The 18,986-nt window shown below is 65.9% G+C and carries 16 protein-coding genes; 9 read left to right on the forward strand and 7 right to left on the reverse strand.

Annotation, left to right across the window (positions count from 1 at the left end):
• Positions 1 to 12 precede the first annotated feature (12 nt).
• From xdhA to OCK02_RS18200, 3 genes are all read left to right on the forward strand, one after another.
• Positions 13 to 1,485 (forward strand): xanthine dehydrogenase small subunit, encoded by a 1,473-nt coding sequence (xdhA, locus tag OCK02_RS18190; RefSeq protein ID WP_263814250.1) that lies wholly within the window; start codon positions 13 to 15, stop codon positions 1,483 to 1,485.
• Positions 1,485 to 3,821 carry a xanthine dehydrogenase molybdopterin binding subunit gene (xdhB, locus tag OCK02_RS18195; protein WP_263814251.1) on the forward strand — a complete coding sequence of 779 codons (2,337 nt, stop codon included), beginning with the start codon at positions 1,485 to 1,487 and terminating at the stop codon, positions 3,819 to 3,821. The genes xdhA and xdhB overlap by 1 nt, the downstream gene beginning before the upstream one ends.
• 282 nt (positions 3,822 to 4,103) lie before the next feature.
• Positions 4,104 to 4,991: a DMP19 family protein gene (locus OCK02_RS18200; protein ID WP_263814252.1), complete on the forward strand. Its 888-nt coding sequence runs from the start codon at positions 4,104 to 4,106 to the stop codon at positions 4,989 to 4,991.
• Positions 4,992 to 5,077: 86 nt separating this feature from the next.
• On the opposite strand, the gene OCK02_RS18205 is transcribed toward OCK02_RS18200, so the two are convergent.
• On the reverse strand, positions 5,078 to 5,290 hold the full coding sequence (locus OCK02_RS18205) for a hypothetical protein (RefSeq protein ID WP_263814253.1): 213 nt from the start codon (positions 5,288 to 5,290) through the stop codon (positions 5,078 to 5,080).
• A 103-nt stretch (positions 5,291 to 5,393) separates the two neighbouring features.
• Here OCK02_RS18205 and OCK02_RS18210 point away from each other — a divergent pair, with 103 nt between their 5' ends.
• From OCK02_RS18210 to OCK02_RS18225, 4 genes are all read left to right on the forward strand, one after another.
• Complete coding sequence (locus OCK02_RS18210; RefSeq protein WP_263814254.1) at positions 5,394 to 6,290, forward strand: LysR substrate-binding domain-containing protein; 897 nt, start codon at positions 5,394 to 5,396, stop codon at positions 6,288 to 6,290.
• A gap of 116 nt (positions 6,291 to 6,406) precedes the next feature.
• Complete coding sequence (puuD, locus tag OCK02_RS18215) at positions 6,407 to 7,648, forward strand: urate hydroxylase PuuD (protein ID WP_230808046.1); 1,242 nt, start codon at positions 6,407 to 6,409, stop codon at positions 7,646 to 7,648.
• Positions 7,645 to 8,952: a guanine deaminase gene (guaD, locus tag OCK02_RS18220; protein ID WP_263814255.1), complete on the forward strand. Its 1,308-nt coding sequence runs from the start codon at positions 7,645 to 7,647 to the stop codon at positions 8,950 to 8,952. The genes puuD and guaD overlap by 4 nt, the downstream gene beginning before the upstream one ends.
• Positions 8,953 to 9,139: 187 nt before the next feature.
• Positions 9,140 to 10,195, forward strand: coding sequence for an alcohol dehydrogenase family protein (locus OCK02_RS18225; RefSeq protein WP_263814284.1), 1,056 nt, complete (start codon positions 9,140 to 9,142; stop codon positions 10,193 to 10,195).
• Between the two features lie 115 nt (positions 10,196 to 10,310).
• Here OCK02_RS18225 and uraH read toward each other — a convergent pair whose 3' ends face one another.
• The 4 genes from uraH to puuE are packed head-to-tail and all read right to left on the reverse strand — an operon-like array spanning position 10,311 to position 12,625.
• Positions 10,311 to 10,673 carry a hydroxyisourate hydrolase gene (gene uraH, locus OCK02_RS18230; RefSeq protein WP_230808044.1) on the reverse strand — a complete coding sequence of 121 codons (363 nt, stop codon included), beginning with the start codon at positions 10,671 to 10,673 and terminating at the stop codon, positions 10,311 to 10,313.
• Positions 10,670 to 11,203: an ureidoglycolate lyase gene (locus OCK02_RS18235; RefSeq protein ID WP_263814256.1), complete on the reverse strand. Its 534-nt coding sequence runs from the start codon at positions 11,201 to 11,203 to the stop codon at positions 10,670 to 10,672. The genes uraH and OCK02_RS18235 overlap by 4 nt, the downstream gene beginning before the upstream one ends.
• The gene (gene uraD / locus OCK02_RS18240) at positions 11,196 to 11,699 is read right to left on the reverse strand and encodes a 2-oxo-4-hydroxy-4-carboxy-5-ureidoimidazoline decarboxylase (RefSeq protein ID WP_263814257.1); all 504 of its coding nucleotides are present in this window, start codon (positions 11,697 to 11,699) and stop codon (positions 11,196 to 11,198) included. The genes OCK02_RS18235 and uraD overlap by 8 nt, the downstream gene beginning before the upstream one ends.
• Positions 11,696 to 12,625 (reverse strand): allantoinase PuuE, encoded by a 930-nt coding sequence (gene puuE / locus OCK02_RS18245; protein WP_263814258.1) that lies wholly within the window; start codon positions 12,623 to 12,625, stop codon positions 11,696 to 11,698. The genes uraD and puuE overlap by 4 nt, the downstream gene beginning before the upstream one ends.
• A gap of 139 nt (positions 12,626 to 12,764) precedes the next feature.
• Here puuE and OCK02_RS18250 point away from each other — a divergent pair, with 139 nt between their 5' ends.
• On the forward strand, positions 12,765 to 13,142 hold the full coding sequence (locus tag OCK02_RS18250; RefSeq protein ID WP_230808040.1) for a PRC-barrel domain-containing protein: 378 nt from the start codon (positions 12,765 to 12,767) through the stop codon (positions 13,140 to 13,142).
• Between the two features lie 3 nt (positions 13,143 to 13,145).
• On the opposite strand, the gene OCK02_RS18255 is transcribed toward OCK02_RS18250, so the two are convergent.
• Positions 13,146 to 14,336 carry an NAD(P)/FAD-dependent oxidoreductase gene (locus tag OCK02_RS18255; RefSeq protein WP_263814259.1) on the reverse strand — a complete coding sequence of 397 codons (1,191 nt, stop codon included), beginning with the start codon at positions 14,334 to 14,336 and terminating at the stop codon, positions 13,146 to 13,148.
• Between OCK02_RS18255 and mnmD the strand changes: the two genes are divergently transcribed.
• Positions 14,335 to 15,087, forward strand: a complete 753-nt coding sequence (mnmD, locus tag OCK02_RS18260; RefSeq protein WP_263814260.1) for a tRNA (5-methylaminomethyl-2-thiouridine)(34)-methyltransferase MnmD — start codon at positions 14,335 to 14,337, stop codon at positions 15,085 to 15,087. The genes OCK02_RS18255 and mnmD overlap by 2 nt on opposite strands.
• Before the next feature lie 24 nt (positions 15,088 to 15,111).
• On the opposite strand, the gene OCK02_RS18265 is transcribed toward mnmD, so the two are convergent.
• The gene (locus OCK02_RS18265; protein ID WP_263814261.1) at positions 15,112 to 18,825 is read right to left on the reverse strand and encodes a PAS-domain containing protein; all 3,714 of its coding nucleotides are present in this window, start codon (positions 18,823 to 18,825) and stop codon (positions 15,112 to 15,114) included.
• Positions 18,826 to 18,986: the final 161 nt, after the last annotated feature.

Below are 18,986 nucleotides of genomic sequence, written 5' to 3' on the forward strand. Positions count from 1 at the left end.
GAGGCAAGGCGCATGCAGCAGACCGATCGCATCCGTTTCATCCTGAACGACGAGGAGATCGCCCTCGACGACGTCCCGGCGACCGGAACGCTTCTCGACTGGCTGCGCCTGCGCCGGCGGCTGACCGGCACCAAGGAAGGCTGCGCCGAGGGCGACTGCGGCGCCTGCACCGTCCTCGTCGGCCGGCTCCTCGGCGGCGAACTCGTCTACGAGAGCGTGAATGCCTGCATCCGCCTGCTCGGCTCGATGAACGCCACCCACGTCGTCACCGTCGAGCATCTTGCCGGCGCAGACGGAACGCTGCATCCGGTGCAGCAGGCCCTCGTCGACCACCACGGCTCGCAATGCGGCTTCTGCACGCCGGGCTTCGTCATGTCGCTCTACGGGCTCTGGCTGGCCAGCGACCGGCCGGGTCGGCCGGAGATCGAAAGGGCGCTGCAGGGCAATCTCTGTCGCTGCACCGGCTACGAGCCGATCGTGGCCGCCGCCGAAGCGGTCGCCGCAAGCCGGCCGAACACCGTTTTCGACCCGATCGAGCGCACCCGCGCCGCCGTGAAGGAAAAGCTGGCAGCGCTCGCACCGCATGAGACGATCCGCCTCGGCCGGACCGGAAACCGCGTGGTCGTCCCGGCCTCCGCCGAAGCCCTCGGGGAGGTGCTCGCGGCCGAGCCGAAGGCGACCGTGGTCGCGGGCTCCACCGATGTCGGGCTGTGGGTGACCAAGCAGATGCGCGAACTCGACCCCGTCGTCTTCATCAACCACCTGACGGAGTTGCAGGCGATAGAGAGCAAGCCGGAAGGCCTGACGATCGGCGCCGGCGTCACCTATGCGCAGGCCTGCGAAGCCCTTTGCGGCCTCATGCCCGGCCTGCGCCCGCTGATCGAGCGCATCGGCGGCGCGCAGGTGCGCAACATGGGCACGATCGGCGGCAACATCGCCAACGGCTCGCCGATCGGCGATACGCCGCCGCCGCTGATCGCGCTCGGCACGCGCCTGACCTTGCGTTCGACCGCCGGCCGTCGCGAACTGCCGCTCGAGGACTACTTCATCGCCTATGGCAAGCAGGACCGCCGGCCCGGCGAATTCGTCGAAAGCCTGTTCGTGCCCGCCCCGGCGGCGGACGACCACTTCGCCGTCTACAAGATTTCCAAGCGCCGCGACGAGGATATCTCGGCGCTGTGCGGCGCCTTCCGCCTGTCGCTGGATGCCGCAGGCACAGTCTTCGACGCCCGCATCTGTTTCGGCGGCATGGCCGCCACACCGAAGCGCGCAAGCCATGCCGAGGCGGCCCTTAAAGGTCGACCATGGACGGAGGCGAGCGCGCAGGCGGCGGCAGCCGAACTGGAAAAGGACTACGCCCCCCTCACCGACTGGCGCGCCACCGCCGCCTACCGGATGCTGACGGCAAGGAACCTGCTGACGCGGTTCTACCTGGAGACGACGGGCGAGACGGCGCAATTGCACCGCTTCAGGGAGATGGCGTGATGGACAAGTCCGCCTTCGAGGAACGCAAGACGATCTCGGCGCCGATGCACGCACCGCTGCGGCACGACAGCGCTCACAAGCACGTCGCCGGCAGCGCCGATTATATCGACGACATGCCCGAGCCCGAGGGCACGCTGCATGCCGCGCTCGGCATGAGCGACCGGGCGCACGCCGAGATCCTCTCGATGGATCTTTCCGCCGTCCGCACCGCCCCTGGCGTCGTCTGGGTGATGACCGGCGCCGACGTGCCGGGCCATAACGACATCAGCCCGACCGGCCGCCACGACGAGCCGGTGCTGGCCGAAGGCCGGGTCGAATTCCACGGCCAGCCGGTCTTTGCCGTGATCGCGACCACCCGCGAGGCGGCGCGACGGGCGGCGCGTCTGGCGAAGATCGAGTACCGTGACCTACCGCACTTCACCGACGTGACCGACACGCTGGCGAACGGCGCCGCCCTCGTCACCGATCCGCTGACGCTGTCGCGCGGCGATGCCGCAGCAGCGCTTGCCGCTTCGCCGCGTCGGATCGCCGGCGAGATGCGCGTCGGCGGCCAGGACCATTTCTATCTGGAAGGCCATATCGCGCTCGCCATCCCCGGCGAAGACGACGAGGTCACCGTCTGGTCCTCCACCCAGCACCCGAGCGAGGTGCAGCACATGGTCGGCCATGCGCTGGGCGTCCCCTCCAATGCGGTGACCGTGCAGGTGCGCCGCATGGGCGGCGGCTTCGGCGGCAAGGAGACGCAGTCCAACCAGTTCGCCGCGATCGCCGCGATCGCCGCAAAGCGGCTGAAGCGCGCGGTGAAATTCCGCCCCGACCGCGACGAGGACATGACGGCGACCGGCAAGCGCCACGATTTCCTCGTTTCCTACGAGGCCGGTTTCGACGACGAGGGCCGCATCCGGGCGGTCAGCGCCAATTACGCCGCCCGCTGCGGCTTCTCCTCCGACCTCTCCGGCCCGGTGACCGACCGTGCCCTGTTCCATGCCGACAACGCCTATTTCTTCCCCAACGTGAAGCTGACCTCGCAGCCGCTGAAGACCCACACCGTCTCCAACACCGCCTTTCGCGGCTTCGGCGGGCCGCAGGGCATGGTCGGCGGCGAGCGCATCATCGAGGAGATCGCCTATGCGCTGGGCAGGGATCCGCTGGAGATCCGGAAGGCAAACTTCTACGGCGACAAGGGTTCCGACCGCGTGCTGACGCCCTATCACCAGCCGGTCGAGGACAACATCACAGCCCGCATCGTCGAGGAACTGGAGCGGTCGTCCGACTATCAGGCCCGCCGCAGCGCCATCCTCGACTTCAACGCGAAAAGCCGCGTCATCCGCAAGGGCATCGCGCTGACGCCGGTCAAGTTCGGCATATCCTTCACCGCCACCTGGTACAATCAGGCGGGTGCGCTGGTGCATGTCTACCAGGACGGCTCGATCCACCTGAACCACGGCGGCACCGAGATGGGCCAGGGCCTGTTCACCAAGGTGGCGCAGGTGCTGGCCGATGCCTTCCAGGTCGATATCGCCAGCGTGAAGATCACCGCGACGACGACCGCCAAGGTGCCGAACACGTCTGCCACGGCCGCCTCCTCCGGCTCCGATCTCAACGGCATGGCCGCATACGATGCCGCCCGCCAGATCAAGGAGCGGCTGGTGGCCTTCGCGGCGGAAAAATGGGCCGTGCCACCGGACGACGTCGCCTTCGTGCCGCATCACGTCCGCATCGGCGAGACGCTGGTCCCCTTCCCCGATTTCATCAAGCAGGCCTACATGGCCCGCGTCCAGCTTTCCGCCGCCGGCTTCTACAAGACGCCGAAGATCCACTGGGACCGGGCGAAGGGGATGGGCTCGCCCTTCTACTATTTCGCCTACGGCGCCGCCGTCTCCGAGGTCTCGATCGACACCCTGACCGGCGAATACCAGGTCGACCGCGTCGACATCCTCCACGACGTCGGCCGCTCGCTGAACCCGGCGATCGACAAGGGCCAGGTCGAGGGCGCCTTCGTGCAGGGCATGGGCTGGCTGACGACGGAGGAGCTGTGGTGGGACAACAAGGGCCGGCTGCGCACGCATGCGCCCTCCACCTACAAGATCCCCCTCGCCTCCGACCGCCCGAAGATCTTCAACGTGCGTCTGGCCGAATGGTCGGAAAACGCCGAGCCGACGATCGGCCGCTCCAAGGCCGTCGGCGAACCGCCCTTCATGCTGGCGATCTCGGTGCTGGAAGCGCTGTCGATGGCGGTGGCGAGCGTCGCCGGGTACCGACATTGCCCGAAGCTGGATGCGCCGGCGACACCGGAGCGGGTGCTGATGGCGGTGGAAAGGTTGAAGGGGATGTGAGGGGGCTTTGCCTGGCGGCGCGGGTGCGCCAGCAACTATCGATAGCGGGCCACCAGCTCCCCATAGCGCGCATCTCCACGATCGGTTTGCACACAACTGAATGATGCCTCTTATGGTCTATACACCGTAAAAACAACTTAAGATTGCCTATCGTCTACGCCCGCAGAAACTGGTCTCAATTGCAGAAATGTTTTCCTCTGCACCACAGACGATCGGTCTGTTGCCGGCGAGATGAGGATGACAAGGCATGCCGTATTTGATCCCACACAATGGAATTGCGCCATGAAGAATTTTGAGAGCAGAATTTTATCACCGGAAGACGTAGTCATGGTCTCCACCGAAGCCTTTGACAGCAGCGACCCATACGACATCCTCGAATCGAACATCTCAGTCGTAAACGATCTTTTCACCGAGCATCTGGCACCGGAAGAAATCAGCCGCTGCGCGCTGATGAGTTACTACGTCGATTTCTACATCGCACAGGTAAATAACGGCGGTTTCCTGCAGTTCGGCTTCAATTCGGACTGGAGTGATGAAGTTATCGAATTCGTGAGGCAGGGGCTGAGAGACATGGGCGCCGTCCGGCACCAGGCCCTTCTGGAAGAATATATGAATGATCTCGGCACATTGGGCATGGAGGCAGCTTCGGCTGCTTACATTAACCGAAACAAGCCTGTGTACGACCACTTCCTTGCGATCGATATGCGCTTCTATGCGCTCGCAGAGGTCGAAAACCTTGTCCAGATCAACGCGGCATGGCTAAGGCGCCAGGCAAACTTGCGCATGCTTTCGGCTGGTGAACTGCAACAAGAGATAGGCCGACGTTCTGCGGCTCTTTCGGATCGCAACGAAAGAATGAAATCGGCGCTCGACGCTGAGCCAAGCCACATGAAGCTCATCCGCGCACTCTGCCACAAGAGCGCGCAGTTTCTCGAGCAGGTTACTATTGGCGATCAGACCCTCTTCCACGACGGAACGACTGTGCGTGAACTCACAGCGGAGGAACTCAGCAAAAGAGCCAGCGCCGACCTGCAAGTCAGTTGGTTCTTCATCACCAATAAGGGGCTGCACGTCATGATGGAAACGGAAGACAAAGCAATCATGTTTCAGTTCGGAACCATGCTGAAAATCGCGGAGATCGACACCTCCAAAGATGAAATAAATCTGTAGAGCGGAACGAACACGCGTCGTTCAAGGATGCGACGGCTGCAGTTGCCATCACACCCCAATGCGCCCCCGCGCGGCCACACCGCTCCTCACCGCCCCTCGTCGCGATACCGACCGCGACCATCCAAGAACCCCAGGTCGCGCTTCAGATGATCGGGCAGATCGTCGACGTCGAGTCGCGACGCGCGCCGCGACAACGGTGGTAGCAGGGCTTCGACGATCGACCGGACCCACCAGTCGAAGGGGGCCAGCAGAGAGCGCTGAACGATCGAAGACGGACGGGCAGGAACGGGAAAGACCATAACGACACCTCATGGGTGGATGTTGAACTTACTTGCATTGTCTGCCCCGAAGCGCTGTAATTCCAATCGAACCTCCGGCTGCATGCATCAAGAGAGCTTATCCATGAAGATGGCCCGCCAGTTCCCCTTGAATGCGATGCGCGTGTTCGATGCGGTCGCGCGCCAGGGCAGTTTCACCAAGGCGGGCGAGGAACTGGGCATGACCCAGACGGCCGTCAGCTACCAGATCAAGCTTCTGGAGGACCTGCTCGGCGAGCCGCTGTTCCTGCGACGGCCGCGCCAGATCGTGCTGACCGAAATCGGCCAGCGGCTGGCGCCGAAGGTGGCGGACGCCTTCTCCATCCTGCAGGAGGCCTTCGCCTCGGTGCTCGAGGATGCCGAGGGCACGCTGGTGATCTCCTCGACCTACACGATGGCGTCGAGGTGGCTGGCGCCGCATCTCGGCTCCTTTCACCTGCAGAACCCGACGGTGGCCGTGCGCCTGCTGACGGACCAGCATCTGGTCGATTTCTCCCGCGAGGCTGTCGACGTGGTGATCCGCTATGGCGACGGCAACTGGCCGGGGCTTGCCTGCCACCGGATGATGGAACTGACCTTCACGCCGATGCTGAGCCCGAAGCTTGCCGAAAGCGTCGGCGGCATCGACAGGCCCGAGGACCTTTTGAAGCTGCCGATCTTCGACCCCACCGATCCCTGGTGGGCGCAGTGGTTCGCCGAGGCGGGCGTATCCGGCATCGATCTCGGCGATCGCCCGCACACCTACCTCGGCACGCAGACGCTGGAGGCCGACACGGTGATGGGCGGGCATGGCGTTGCCATGCTCAACCCGGAATTCTACGCCATCGACGTGGCGCTCGGCCGTCTCTACCGGCCCTTCGACATCGCCTGCAGCGACGGCAAGGCCTACTGGCTGGCCTATCCCGAAAGCCGGCGCAACGTGCCGAAGATCCGGCTGTTCCGCAACTGGCTGAAGTCCGAGGTGCCGACCTTCGTCGACTGAACCGCCGGACGATCGGACAACGGCGCCGTGAAGCAGCGGTGGGAACTGCACGCGATCCCCTTCCCTCCCTTGCGATTTTTTCGCAAGCTGCGACGAAGACGAGATAGGGGACCTGCATGTACGAATACGCCATCGCCTGGGAGTGGATCGCCTTTGCCGTGCGCTGGCTGCATGTCGTGACGGCGATCGCCTGGATCGGTTCGTCCTTCTATTTCATCGCCCTCGATCTCGGCCTGGTGCAGCGGCCGCATCTGCCGCCCGGCGCCTATGGCGAGGAATGGCAGGTCCATGGCGGCGGCTTCTACCACATCCAGAAATACCTGGTGGCGCCGGCTACGATGCCCGAGCACCTGACCTGGTTCAAATGGGAGAGCTACGCCACCTGGCTCTCCGGCTTCGCCATGCTCTGTCTGGTCTACTATGGCGGCGCCGAGCTGTTCCTGATCGACCGCCAGGTGCTCGACGTCTCGGCCACATCAGCCATCCTCATTTCGCTTGCCTCGCTGGGGCTCGGCTGGATCCTCTACGACCTGCTCTGCAAGTCGCCGCTCGGCAAGAACACCTGGGGCCTGATGATCCTGCTCTATGTCCTGCTCGTCGCCATGGCCTGGGGCTACACGCAGGTCTTCACCGGCCGCGCCGCCTTCCTGCATCTCGGCGCGTTCACCGCCACCATCATGTCGGCCAACGTCTTCTTCATCATCATCCCCAACCAGAAGATCGTCGTCGCCGACCTGATCGCCGGGCGCACGCCGGACCCGAAATACGGCGTCATCGCCAAGCAGCGCTCGCTGCACAACAACTACCTGACGCTGCCCGTCATCTTCTTCATGCTGTCGAACCACTATCCGCTGGCCTTCGCGACGGCCTTTAACTGGATCATCGCAGCACTCGTCTTCCTGATGGGCGTCACCATCCGCCACTGGTTCAACACCACGCATGCGAGAAAAGGCCGGCCGACCTGGACCTGGCTCGCCACCACGATCCTGTTCATCCTGATCATCTGGCTTTCGACGGTCCCGAAGGTGCTTACCGGCGAAACGGCGGAGGCAGCGCCCGCGCCGGTGTTCCAGAAGTTCGCGGCCGACGCCCATTTCCCCGCCGCCCGCGACGTCGTCATCAGCCGCTGCTCGATGTGCCACGCCGCCGAGCCCGTATGGGAGGGCCTGCACGCCGCACCGAAGGACGTGGTGCTCGACAGTGACACAGCGATCGCAAGGCACGCCCGCGAAATCTATTTGCAGGCGGGCCGCAGCCATGCCATGCCTCCCGGAAACCTCACCGACGTGACGCCGGACGAGCGGCAACTGCTGACCGCCTGGTATGAAAGCGCGGTTTCGCAAGGAGACGCACGATGACGGCAACGCTTCTGCGCGCGCGCCTGCTCGGCTTCGTCCGCCGGCCGGACGGCATCGACGACAGGGACGCCTATCGCTACGAGGACGACGGCGGCCTCCTGATCGAGGACGGCCGCATCGCCGCCGTCGGTCCCTATGCGGAGGTGCGCGCCGCAGCGCCGGCGGATGCGGACGAGATCGACCACCGGCCCTGCCTGATCATGCCGGGTTTCATCGACACCCACGTGCATTTCCCGCAGATGCAGGTGATCGGCGCCTATGCCGCAAACCTGCTGGAATGGCTGAACACCCACACCTTTCCCGAGGAATGCCGCTTCGTCGAGCCGGAGCATTCGGCCAGGATCGCCCGCCATTTCTATGACGAGATGATCCGCCACGGCACGACGACCGCGGTCGCCTACTGCTCGGTGCACAAGGCCTCGGCCGACGCCTATTTCGCCGAGGCTCTGAAGCGCGGCATGTGCATGATCGGCGGCAAGGTGATGATGGACCGCAACGCCCCGCAGGGCCTGCTCGACACGCCGCAGATGGGCTATGACGAAACCCGCGCGGTGATCGCGGAATGGCACGGCAAGGGCCGCAACCACGTCGCCATCACCCCGCGCTTCGCCATCACCTCGACGCCGGCGCAGATGGAGATGACGGCGGCGCTCGCCCGCGAGTTTCCCGACCTGCACATACAGACGCACCTGTCCGAGAACGACGAGGAGATCCGCTTCACCGCCGAACTCTATCCGGATGCCATCGACTATACCGATGTCTACGCGCACTACGGCCTGCTCGGGCCGAAAAGCCTGTTCGGCCACTGCATCCACCTGACCGAACGCGAGGCGGATGCGATGAGCGAGGCCGGCGCGGTCGCCGTTCACTGCCCGACGTCCAACCTCTTCCTCGGCTCCGGCCTGTTTGCGCTGAAGGCGCTGTCGCGGCGGGAAAAGCCGGTGCGGATCGGCCTCGCCACCGATGTCGGCGGCGGCACCAGCTATTCGATGCTGAAGACGCTGGACGAGACCTACAAGATCCAGCAATTGCTGGGCGAGCGGCTGAACCCGTTCGAGAGCTTCTACCATATGACGCTCGGTAATGCCGAGGCCGTGTCACTGGCCGACAGGATCGGCACGCTCGGTGCCGGCACCGACGCCGACCTCGTCGTCCTCGACGCCGCAGCCACCCCGGCCATGGCGCTGCGGATGGAGGTCGTCCGCTCGCTTGCCGACGAACTCTTCCTGCTGCAGACCCTCGGCGACGACCGCGCGGTGCGCGAGACCTATGTGGCCGGAAAGGCGATGAAGGCGGGTCTGTAGTTCCGGCAGCAAGCAGGCAGAATCACCACCGAAGCCGAAAATTTAGCCCATCCCTCTGCCGAAGCGTCCGGTAATGGACACTCTCTCTCAAACAATGTGCCAGCATCGCTCCTGATCGAACCGGCGCTGCCATGGGAGCGGCCGGACGAAGAAGGAGGGCATCGCGTTGAGCTTCATCCCCAAGACGATGGCGGCGGTACGACTGGTGGGTCATGGCGGCCTCGACAAGCTGGTCTACAGCCGCGAAGTGCCTGTTCCCGTACCCGCGGACGGGGAGGTGCTGATCAAGGTGACCGCCTGCGGCATGAACAACACGGATGTCTGGGTCCGTGAAGGCGCCTATGGCACCGAAGATGATCCGCAGGCAGTGTCCACCTGGCGTCGGCAGGGCAACACGCTGACCTTTCCCCGTATCCAGGGGACCGACACCGTCGGTCATATCGTGGCCGTGGGCGCCGGCGTCGATCCGTTGCGCGTCGGCCAGCGCGTCATGGTGGATTTCTCGATCTACAACCGCGACGACGACAGCCTCGCCGACATCGACTACATGGGCCACGGCCGCGACGGCGGCTATGCCGAATACCAGGCGCTGCCGGCCGAGAATGCCCACGCGGTCGAGACCGACCTGACCGACATCGAACTCGCCACCTTCTGCTGCGCCTATCTGACCGGCGAGCGCATGCTCGAAAGGGCCAGGCTCGCCGCCGGTGAACTCGTCCTCGTCACCGGTGCCTCGGGCGGTGTAGGTTCGGCCATCGTCCAGCTTGCGCGCGCCCGCGGCGCCGTCCCCATTGCGGTCACCGCACCGGGCAAGGAGGCGGCGTTGCGCGAGATCGGAGCCGAGGCGACCGTCACCCGAGGCGCGGGCGATTTCGTTGCGGCCGTCGACAGGGCCGCGGGAGGGCGACCGATCGACGTGGTCGCCGATCTCGTGGCCGGCCCGATGTTCAACGATCTCCTGAAGGTCCTCCGCCCCGAGGGTCGCTACACCACGGCCGGGGCGATCGGCGGCCCGGTCGTCCAACTCGACCTCAGGACCTTGTATCTGAAACAGTTGGAGATGCACGGCTCCAGCCAGGGCAGTCGCGCCGATTTCCGCCGTCTGGTCGGCTATATCGAGGATCGGAAGATCCGCCCGCTGGTCGGCGGGGTCTATCCGCTTTCGGAATTCCACCGGGCGCAGACCGATTTCATGGCGAAGGCATTCGTCGGCAAGCTCGTGGTGACGCCGGACGGAGCCTGACGCATTCGAAAACGAGAGCAATTCCAGCAAAAGTGGGAACCGGTTTTGCGTCTGGAATTGCGTAAAACCAAGAAGATAGAGCATAGCCGGCGAGTCAATAATCGCCGGCAATGCTCTAACTCCCCCGGTAGGTCGAATAGCCGTAGGCCGAGAGCAGCAGCGGCACGTGGTAGTGGCTCGACGGATCGGCGATGCCGAAGCGCAGGGGGATGACGTCGAGGAAGGCGGGATCGGGCAGGTCCGCTCCGGTGCCCCGCAGGTAGTCGCCGGCATGGAACACCAGTTCGTAGGTTCCGGCCATGAAGCCCACGCCCTCGACCAGCGGGGCGTCGACCCGCCCGTCGGCATTGGTCTTCACCGTGGTGATCCACTGCCGGTCGCCCTGTTCCAGCCAGAAGAGGTCGATCGTCAGGCCCGCGGCCGGTTTTCCCAGCGCGGTGTCGAGCACATGCGTCGTCAGTCGTCCGGGCCTGGTCATGGGCGCAACTCCGCCTGTTCGATGATGAAGGGTTCGTCGTAGAAGAATTCCTCGAGATTGTTGCCGGAACCGCTCCGGTCGACGACGAGGAAGTCGCTGGTCGCCCCGACCGTCATCAGCGGGTGATGCCAGACGTTGCGGCGATAGTTGACGCCCTGCCGGCCGCCGGCGAGGAAGACCTGCGGCAGGCCCGGACGGCCGCCCGCGTCCTCGGCGACGATCACAAGCCAGGGCCGGTCGTCGATCGGCGAGAAGCTCTGGCTGCCGAAGGGATGGCGCTCCATCATCGTCACCGCATAGGGAAAGGCACGCGGGCTGCCGCGGAAGATGTTGATGACGACGCGCGCCTCCGACCCCGTCGCCTCGGCCTCCGCCAGCGCATGATAGCGCTCGGTATTGCCGCCGTTGATCAGCCGCATGGCTGCGGGATCGGCCTCGATGACGCTGCCGAAGGGCGCGAACGCCGCCTTCGTCAGCGGCCGGATACGGAGGACGGCCGGCCCGCCGCCGGTCTCACGCAGGTCAGGCATCGCCGTCTCCCGGCAGGAGCGCGCCGAGCCGCAAGAGCGCGATCCGCTCCACCTGCGCCTTCGCCGTCTCGAATTCCTGTTCCCGGCTGTTTTCGATGCGCGTCTCGAAGGCGGAAAGGATATCGTCCTTCGTCAGCCCCTTGACGGCGATGATGAAGGGAAAGCCGAACTTCTCCACATAGGCCGCATTCAGCGCGGTGAAGCGCGCATGTTCCGCAGCACTCAACCGGTCGAGGCCGGCACCGGCCTGCTCCTTGCGGCTGTCCTCGGTCAGTTCGCCGGCGATCGCCAGCCGCCCGGCGAGATCAGGATGGGCCCGCAGCACGCCGAACTGCTCGTCGGCGGAGGCTGCGCGGAACTGCGCCGCCATCGCCTCGTGCAGGCCGTCGGCCGTCAGCGGTGCCGCGATCGTGCCGGCATCATAGGCACGCTCGGCGATGAAGGGCGAGTGCTCGAAGACCCCGCCGAAGCGGGCTATGAAATCCGCGCGCGTCACGGCTGGCCCTCCTTCGGCTTGTGATGTTCGTGCCAGTGGCGGGCGATGTCGATGCGGCGCGGCACCCAGACCTTGTCGTGCGACAGCACGTAGTCGACGAAGCGGGCAAGGGCCGCCGCTCGGCCCGGGCGGCCGACGAGCCTGCAGTGCAGCCCGACGTTCAGCATCTTCGCGCTCCCCTGCCGGCCTTCCTCGTAGAGCACGTCGAAGGCGTCCTTCAGATAGGTGAAGAACTGGTCGCCGGAATTGAAGCCCTGCGGCGTGGCGAACCGCATGTCGTTCGTCTCGAGCGTGTAGGGAATGATCAGGAACGGCGCGCCGTCGATGCCCTTCATCCAATAGGGAAGATCGTCGGCATAGCTGTCGGAGGAGTAGACGAAGCCGCCTTCCTCCATCACCAGCCGCAGCGTGTTCGCCGACGGCTTGCCCTGGTACATGCCGAGCGGGTGCGATCCCGTCAATTCGGTATGCAGCCGCACGGCATCGCGGATGTGCTGGCGTTCGACCTCCTCGGAAAAATCCTTGTACTCCAGCCAGCGGTAGCCGTGGCTGGCGATCTCCCAGTTCGCCTCCTTCATGGCTGCGACCGCTTCCGGGTTTCGCGCCATCGCCAGCGTCACGCCATAGACGGTGACCGGCACCTTGCGGCTGGTGAACAGCCGCCACAGCCGCCAGAAGCCGGCGCGCGAACCGTATTCGTAGATCGATTCCATGTTGAGGTTGCGCTGGCCCGGCCAGGCCTGGGCGCCGACGATCTCCGACAGCAGATTTTCGGAGGCCGGATCGCCGTCGAGCACGCAGCTTTCGCCGCCCTCCTCGTAGTTGACGACGAACTGCACGGCGATGCGCGCATCCCCCGGCCATAGCGGGTCGGGCGACGTGCGGCCATAGCCGACGAGATCGCGCGGATAGGGCTTTTCAGACATGGATCCACCTTGAGACTTTTCGGCGACGGTAGCATCCGCGGCAGGAAAGTCGAGGCGGAAAGCGGCCTGTCCACGATGCCGGCGATGGAACAAGAGCGCGACCGGCGCGTTGATTTTCCGGAAACCAGAAAGGGAGAACATGATGATTGCTCAGGATGCGAACATCAAGGAAACCGAAGCCCTGATCGCCAGCGACAAGGTCGAAGGCACCGCCGTCTACGGCGCCGACGGCAAGCACATCGGCTCGATCGAACGGCTGATCCTCGACAAGCGCAGCGGCCACGTTTCCTATGCCGTGCTCAGCTTCGGCGGCTTCCTTGGCATCGGCCACGACCACTATCCGCTGCCCTGGGGCAAGCTGAACTATGACGAAAGCCTCAGCGGCTATCGCATCGACGTGACCAAGGAACAGGTCGAGGCCGCACCGCACTACGAGAGCGACGCGGAATACGAATGGGATCGCCGCAACGGCAAGCTGATCCACGACTATTACGGCGTTCCGCCCTACTGGATGTGACGTCTAGCCGAGATCCCGGCGCGCAGCCTCCAGATGTGCGCCGATGGCAAACGACGGCGGTAGCTCCCCTGCGCTACCGCCGTCGATCTGTTTGACGACGGCGCGCGCAAGCTCGTGCGCGATCCCGAAGCTGATCTTGAAGCCGCCGCCGAGAACCGCGACGGAGGGAAACTCCGGATGCAGGCCGGCCATCGGGTCCCGCCCGATCGCCTTGGGCCGCAAGCCTGCCCAGCGTTCCACCAACGAGGCCTGGCGCAGCACCGGCGCAATGCGCTGTGCCCTTTCAATTACATCGTCCAGCAACCCGTCGGTGGAGGCAGCATCCCCGAACGCGTCCTCGCTCGTGCTGCCGACCGCGCAATACCCGCCGTCGTGCGGCACGACATAGATGCCGTTGTCGAACAGGATCGGCAGGTCCGGATCGAGCACGGCCGCAAACAGCGCCGCCTGACCCTTGACCGCCACGCCCAGCGGCCGCGGCAGCATGCGCGGCTCCAGCGCCGTCAGCAGTTCGAAGCCTGCGACGCCCGCACAGACCATCACATGGCCGAACGCGATGTCCGTGCCATCGGCGCAGCGCGCAGCCCGCGCGACCGGATCGAGGCGGACGATATCGACGCCTTCCGCGAGACGTACCTGCGGCATCGCCTCGAGCGCGGCGCGCAGAAGGGCCAGCAGGCCGCGCGGCGACACCCGTGCGGCAAGGCTGTCGAGCACTACCCCGCTTGCCGCCGCCTCTCCCGCAGGCCAGCTTGCTGCCGGTGCGCGGTCGTGCACGTCGAAGGAAAACGTCCGTCCCGAAACGTCCCAGGCGGCCGTGGCATCGCGCGAATGCTTCAATGCGCGCTCGCGATGATGCGGCCCGGCCAGCGGAATAACGCGCCCGCAGCGACGATAGCCGGCCGAAAGGCCGGTCGCCGCCTCGAGCGTCGAAATCTCGTCCTCGAGCGAGACCAGCGCCTCGAGCTGGAACTGCTTCTTGGCGTTCCAGCGGTCCGGCAGGTGCGGCATCAACGCGCCCAGCAGGCCGCCGCTGGCGCCGGCGCCGACCCGGTGCCGCTCGGTAACCAGCACCGAGAGCCCGGCGCGCGCGGCCATCAGCGCCGCCCACAGCCCCATGACGCCCCCGCCGATCACCAGCACGTCGGGCTGCGGTTGACCGGGGCCGCTGAGGCGACTATCGACTGGCGGCATGGCTGAAAACGCTCCTGAAAATGCCGCGGCGGCGAACGGATCGACCTCCGACCGGACGCCCGATCTGGCTCTCGACTGGCACGAGGGCGATATGCCCTATTCGCAGGCCTATGGCGATCACTTTTATTGTCGCACCGATGGCCGGCTGGAATGCGGCCACGTCTTTCTCGATGGCAACGGCCTGCCCTCTCGCTGGTCGGATGGCGGCGACTTCACGATCGGCGAACTCGGCTTCGGCACCGGCCTCAATCTCTGCGAGACCTGGCGGCAATGGCGCGCCGCCCGCGGCGACGCCCTCGGCACGCTGCACTTCGTCTCCTTCGAGCGCTTCCCGTTGCCCCGGGCGGCCATCGACCGTGCGCTCTCCCATTGGCCACAGATCGATCGCGAGCGCGCGGCCCTGTCCGGTCTCTGGCCGGAGGCGCCGGAAGGTCATGGTGCGATCGCCCTGGAACTGGACGAGCGCACCCGCCTCACCGTCGTCTGCGGCCCCGCGCTGGAGGGGCTTCAGGCGTGCGGTCTCTCCTTCGACGCCTGGTATCTCGACGGCTTCGCCCCGTCGCGCAATCCCGATATGTGGTCGGCGGAACTGATCGGGCAGGTGTTCGGGCACACGTGCCCCGGCGGCACGTTCGCGACCTATGCGGCTGCGGGGTTCGTTCGGCGCAATCTCGCCGGTGCCGGCTTTGCGGTGGAGCGACGCCCGGGCTTTGCCGGAAAGCGCGAGATGCTGTGCGGCCGGCGGCCCTGAAGCCGGCCTGCGGCAAGCGTCCGGTCAGTGAAGCGTGGAGCGGCGGCCGGCGGACAATGCGGCAAGGTCCATCCAGCGCCCCAGCATTTCCTCCAGCCGGTCGGTGCTGATCGGTTTCGTCAGGTAGTCGTCCATCCCCGACGCCAGGCAGTTCTCCCGGTCGCCGTCGAGCACATGCGCGGTCACCGCGACGATCGGCACGCGGTCCCGCGTCCCCTTCTCCAGGTCGCGGATCGCCCGCGCCGCCTGGTGGCCGTTCATGACCGGCATCGACACGTCCATCAGGATCACCCGCGGCTTCAGCCGCTGATAGGCCCGGACGGCTTCCTCGCCGTTGGCCACCACCTCGTAGCCGACCCCCAGCCCCTCCAGCAACTGCCGGAAGACCAACTGGTTGACCTCGTTGTCCTCGGCGACGAGCACGTCGACGGTCCCTTCCGCTGCGGCCGCAGCCGCAGGCGATGACGGCCGGATGCTGACGACGATGCCGCCTTCGGCCTCCGGGCCGGTCTGGCCGGATGCGCGTCGGCGTGCCGCCCGCACCACTTCGCACACCGCCTCGCGCAACAGCCCGGCCCGCACCGGCTTCATCAGGTGCGCCTCGGTCTCGAACGCCTCCATCCCGCCCTGCGGCGAGGCGCCGCTGAGGGTGGATACGGCGATCAGCGCCGTCTCGGGGAACTCCTTGCGGATCGCCTCGATCAGCGTGCGGCCGTTGCCGTCGCGGATGGTGCGGTCGACGATGACCGCCTCCACCATGATGTCGATGGCGCTGGCTGCCGAAAGCAGCGCCAGCGCTTCCTCGGCATTGGCCACGGCGGTGACGTCGAAGCCCCACTCCGACAAGAGTTCGCGCGCGACGGTGCGCGTCGCCTCGCTCCGGTCGGCGACGAGGATGCGCGCCCCGCGCAGGTTGACGGGCACGGCCACATTCGACGCCGAGAGCTGGTCGGTCTCGAACGGCAGGGTCACGGTGAAGATGGACCCCTTTCCGACCGTGCTCGCCACCGAGAGCGAGCCGCCGAAGAGCGTCACCAGGCCATGGGTGATCGCCAGACCCAGGCCGGTGCCCTCATGACGGCGGGTGGAGGAGGAATCGACCTGCGAGAACTTCTCGAACACCGAAGCGAGCTTGTCTTCCGGAATGCCCGTGCCGGTGTCCTCGACCGTCAGGGTGACGTCGATCCTGCCGTCTTCGGCCTCCTGCGCGGCCATGTCGATGCGGACGTGCCCGTGGTCGGTGAACTTCACCGCATTGCCGACGAGGTTGGTCACGATCTGGCGGAAGCGCCCGGCGTCGCCGAGCACCGCCGCGGGCATGTCCGCCGCTCCCCGGACCACCAGTTCGATGTCCTTTTCGGCCGCCTTCGCCGCCAACAGCGTCGCCACGTCCTCCACCGCCTCCAGCGGGTTGAACGGCGCCTTGCGCAGGCTCATCTGGCCCGCATCGATCTTGGAGAAGTCGAGCACGTCGTTGATGATCGTCAAGAGCGCGTTGCCGGACTTCACCATGATGTCGATGAAGGTTTTCTGGCGCGTGTCGAGGTTCGATTTCGCCAGCAGCTCGGCCATGCCGAGCACCCCGTTCATCGGCGTGCGGATCTCGTGACTCATATTGGCCAGGAACTCGGACTTCGCCTTGTCGGCCGTCTCCGCCCTGACGACGAGGCGGCGAAGCTCGTCCTCGCGTTCCTTCAACCGGCTGATGTCGGAGAAGACAAAGACGATCCGGCCGTGCTCGGTGGGCCGCGCCTCGATCTGCAGCCAGCTGCCCTTGCCGCTCAGAAGCGTGATCGAGGTCTTCCGGTCGCGCAGCAGCGTTTCGCGGAAGTCCGCGATCGAGACACGCTGGTCGCCGGAGTAGCCGTAGATGCCGCGTTCGCGGCAATCGGCGATGATGTCGGCCACCAGCGCACCGGGCCGGAGCAGGTGGGGAGCGATGTCCACCATCGACAGCAGCGCCTCGTTGGCGAGTTCGACGCGGTCCTTGTCGATGATGAGCAGCCCCTGGCTCATCGCCGCCATGGCGTCCTTGACGAGGCTTCCGACCTCCTCGAGCGCGCTGCGCGTCTCCAGCACCTCCCGCTCGTGCTCGCGCCGCTCGGTGATGTCGATATAGGTCAGCAGGCAGCGTCCGCCCGATATCGGCTGCCCGGATTCGATCAGCGTGCGGCCGTTCGCATAGCCGACCTCGCGCGTCGGAAACCCGCCGTCGCGGACCCGGCAGAGCCAGGCCTGATGATCGGTGTCGCAGACGCCGGCCTCCGTGCCGATCGTCTCGCCCTGTTCCTTCTTGAACCGCAGCAGCGCGCCGAAGGGCTCTCCGGTCAGCGCCGGCAGCGCGCCGTCCCACAGGCTTTCGAAGGCGCTGTTGACCAACTCGATCGTCGAATTCTCGTCGACCACGACGATGCCGACATGCAGCGAGGCGACGATGCTTTCCAGGTCGGATTTGATCTCTTCCGCCTGCCGGCGCGCCTCGATCAGCTGTTCCTCGCGCCGCTTCAGCATCGAGGTGTCGGTAATCGAGCCGATCAGGTATTTATGGTTGTCGGCGGAGATCACCCGATAGCTGCGCGCGATGGTCGGGACGACCTGACCGCCCTCCAGATGGAACTCGGTTTCCATCTCCACCAGTTCACCGTCGTCCAGAACACGCTGGTTCTGGGCATGGAACGCCTCGCCCTGGTCGGGGAACATCTCGTGCGTGGTCTTGCCGATGACGTCGGCGGCGACCAGCCCGGTCAGTTCGAGGAAGGCTCGGTTGGCGAACACCAGCCGCTGCTTCTCGTCGCGCACGAAGGTCGCCACCGGCAACTCGTCGAGCAGCGCACGGTAGAGCCCGATCTCCTGCCCCTGCTGGCGCAACCGGCTCTCGTTCTCCTTCATCGCGGTGACGTCGGAGCGCAGCGCCACCAGCGTGCCGTCGGGGCGACGCTGGGTGACGAGCCGCATCCAGCCGCCGGCAACGGTCCGGCTGACGCGCTCGAACAACGGCAGTTCGTATTCCTCGAGCCGGCGCCGGATCCAGTCCTCGCGGACGCCCTCCCCTTCGTCGGCCGCCTCCTCCGGCGCCTCGACCTCGTACAGCGCCTCCAGCAGCGCGCGCATGGTGATGTCCGCATCGGCGACCTCGCCCAGAAGCGCGGTGTAGAAGGCGCGCATCACCTGGTTGGCGTGGGTCAGCCGGTCGGCGCGGTCGTAGATCGCAACGCCGGTCCCGATCGCATCCAGCAGGTTCTCCGCCGAGGCGGGGCTTGCGTCGGCCGCCACGGGTTCGGCCACGACCTTCGGCAGTCCGGCGACAGGGGCACCCTCCGGGGCACCGGCGAAGGCGATGCCCGCGCCCTGCGCCAGCACGTCGAGGCGGTTGGCAAGCGATTCCGTCGCCGGCAGGAAGGTTCCGACCACGATCGAAAGCGCGGGCGACAGCTTCTGCCGCCGCATCGATATGACGAAGGAGGAGCCGCTTTCCCCGTGATGATAGCGGGCCGTCTCGTCGCTCCCGAAAACGAGGCAGCGGCGCTCGTGCTCGCTCCTGTCCTCGTGGCCCTCGCCCTCGCCGATCTCCTCGCCGCTGCGGCCCGTGACCTCGCTCTCCGACAGGCCGAAGAGCGTGCAGAAGGCGTCGTTGACGGCGAGATAGCGCATCTCGCTGCTCTTGATGTAAGCCGGCGATTTCTGCGCCCGGATCGCTTCGCGGGCGGCCAGCAAAAGATCGTCTCGTATGTCAGCCACGCCGGCGCTTTCCAAGAAGGGGCAGAAGGAAGTCTGTCTCCAGCGATTAGCACGGAGGACTTGAACAGATGGTTAAGAAACGGTTGCTTGCGCCGTATGGTTGCGTCTTCACAGCCGCAAATTGCGGAAATTCGCGCACCTCTCCGCAAGGCGCGGCATGT

It is taken from the genome of Rhizobium sp. TRM96647 (genome assembly GCF_025780115.1).
Lineage (GTDB): Bacteria > Pseudomonadota > Alphaproteobacteria > Rhizobiales > Rhizobiaceae > Mycoplana.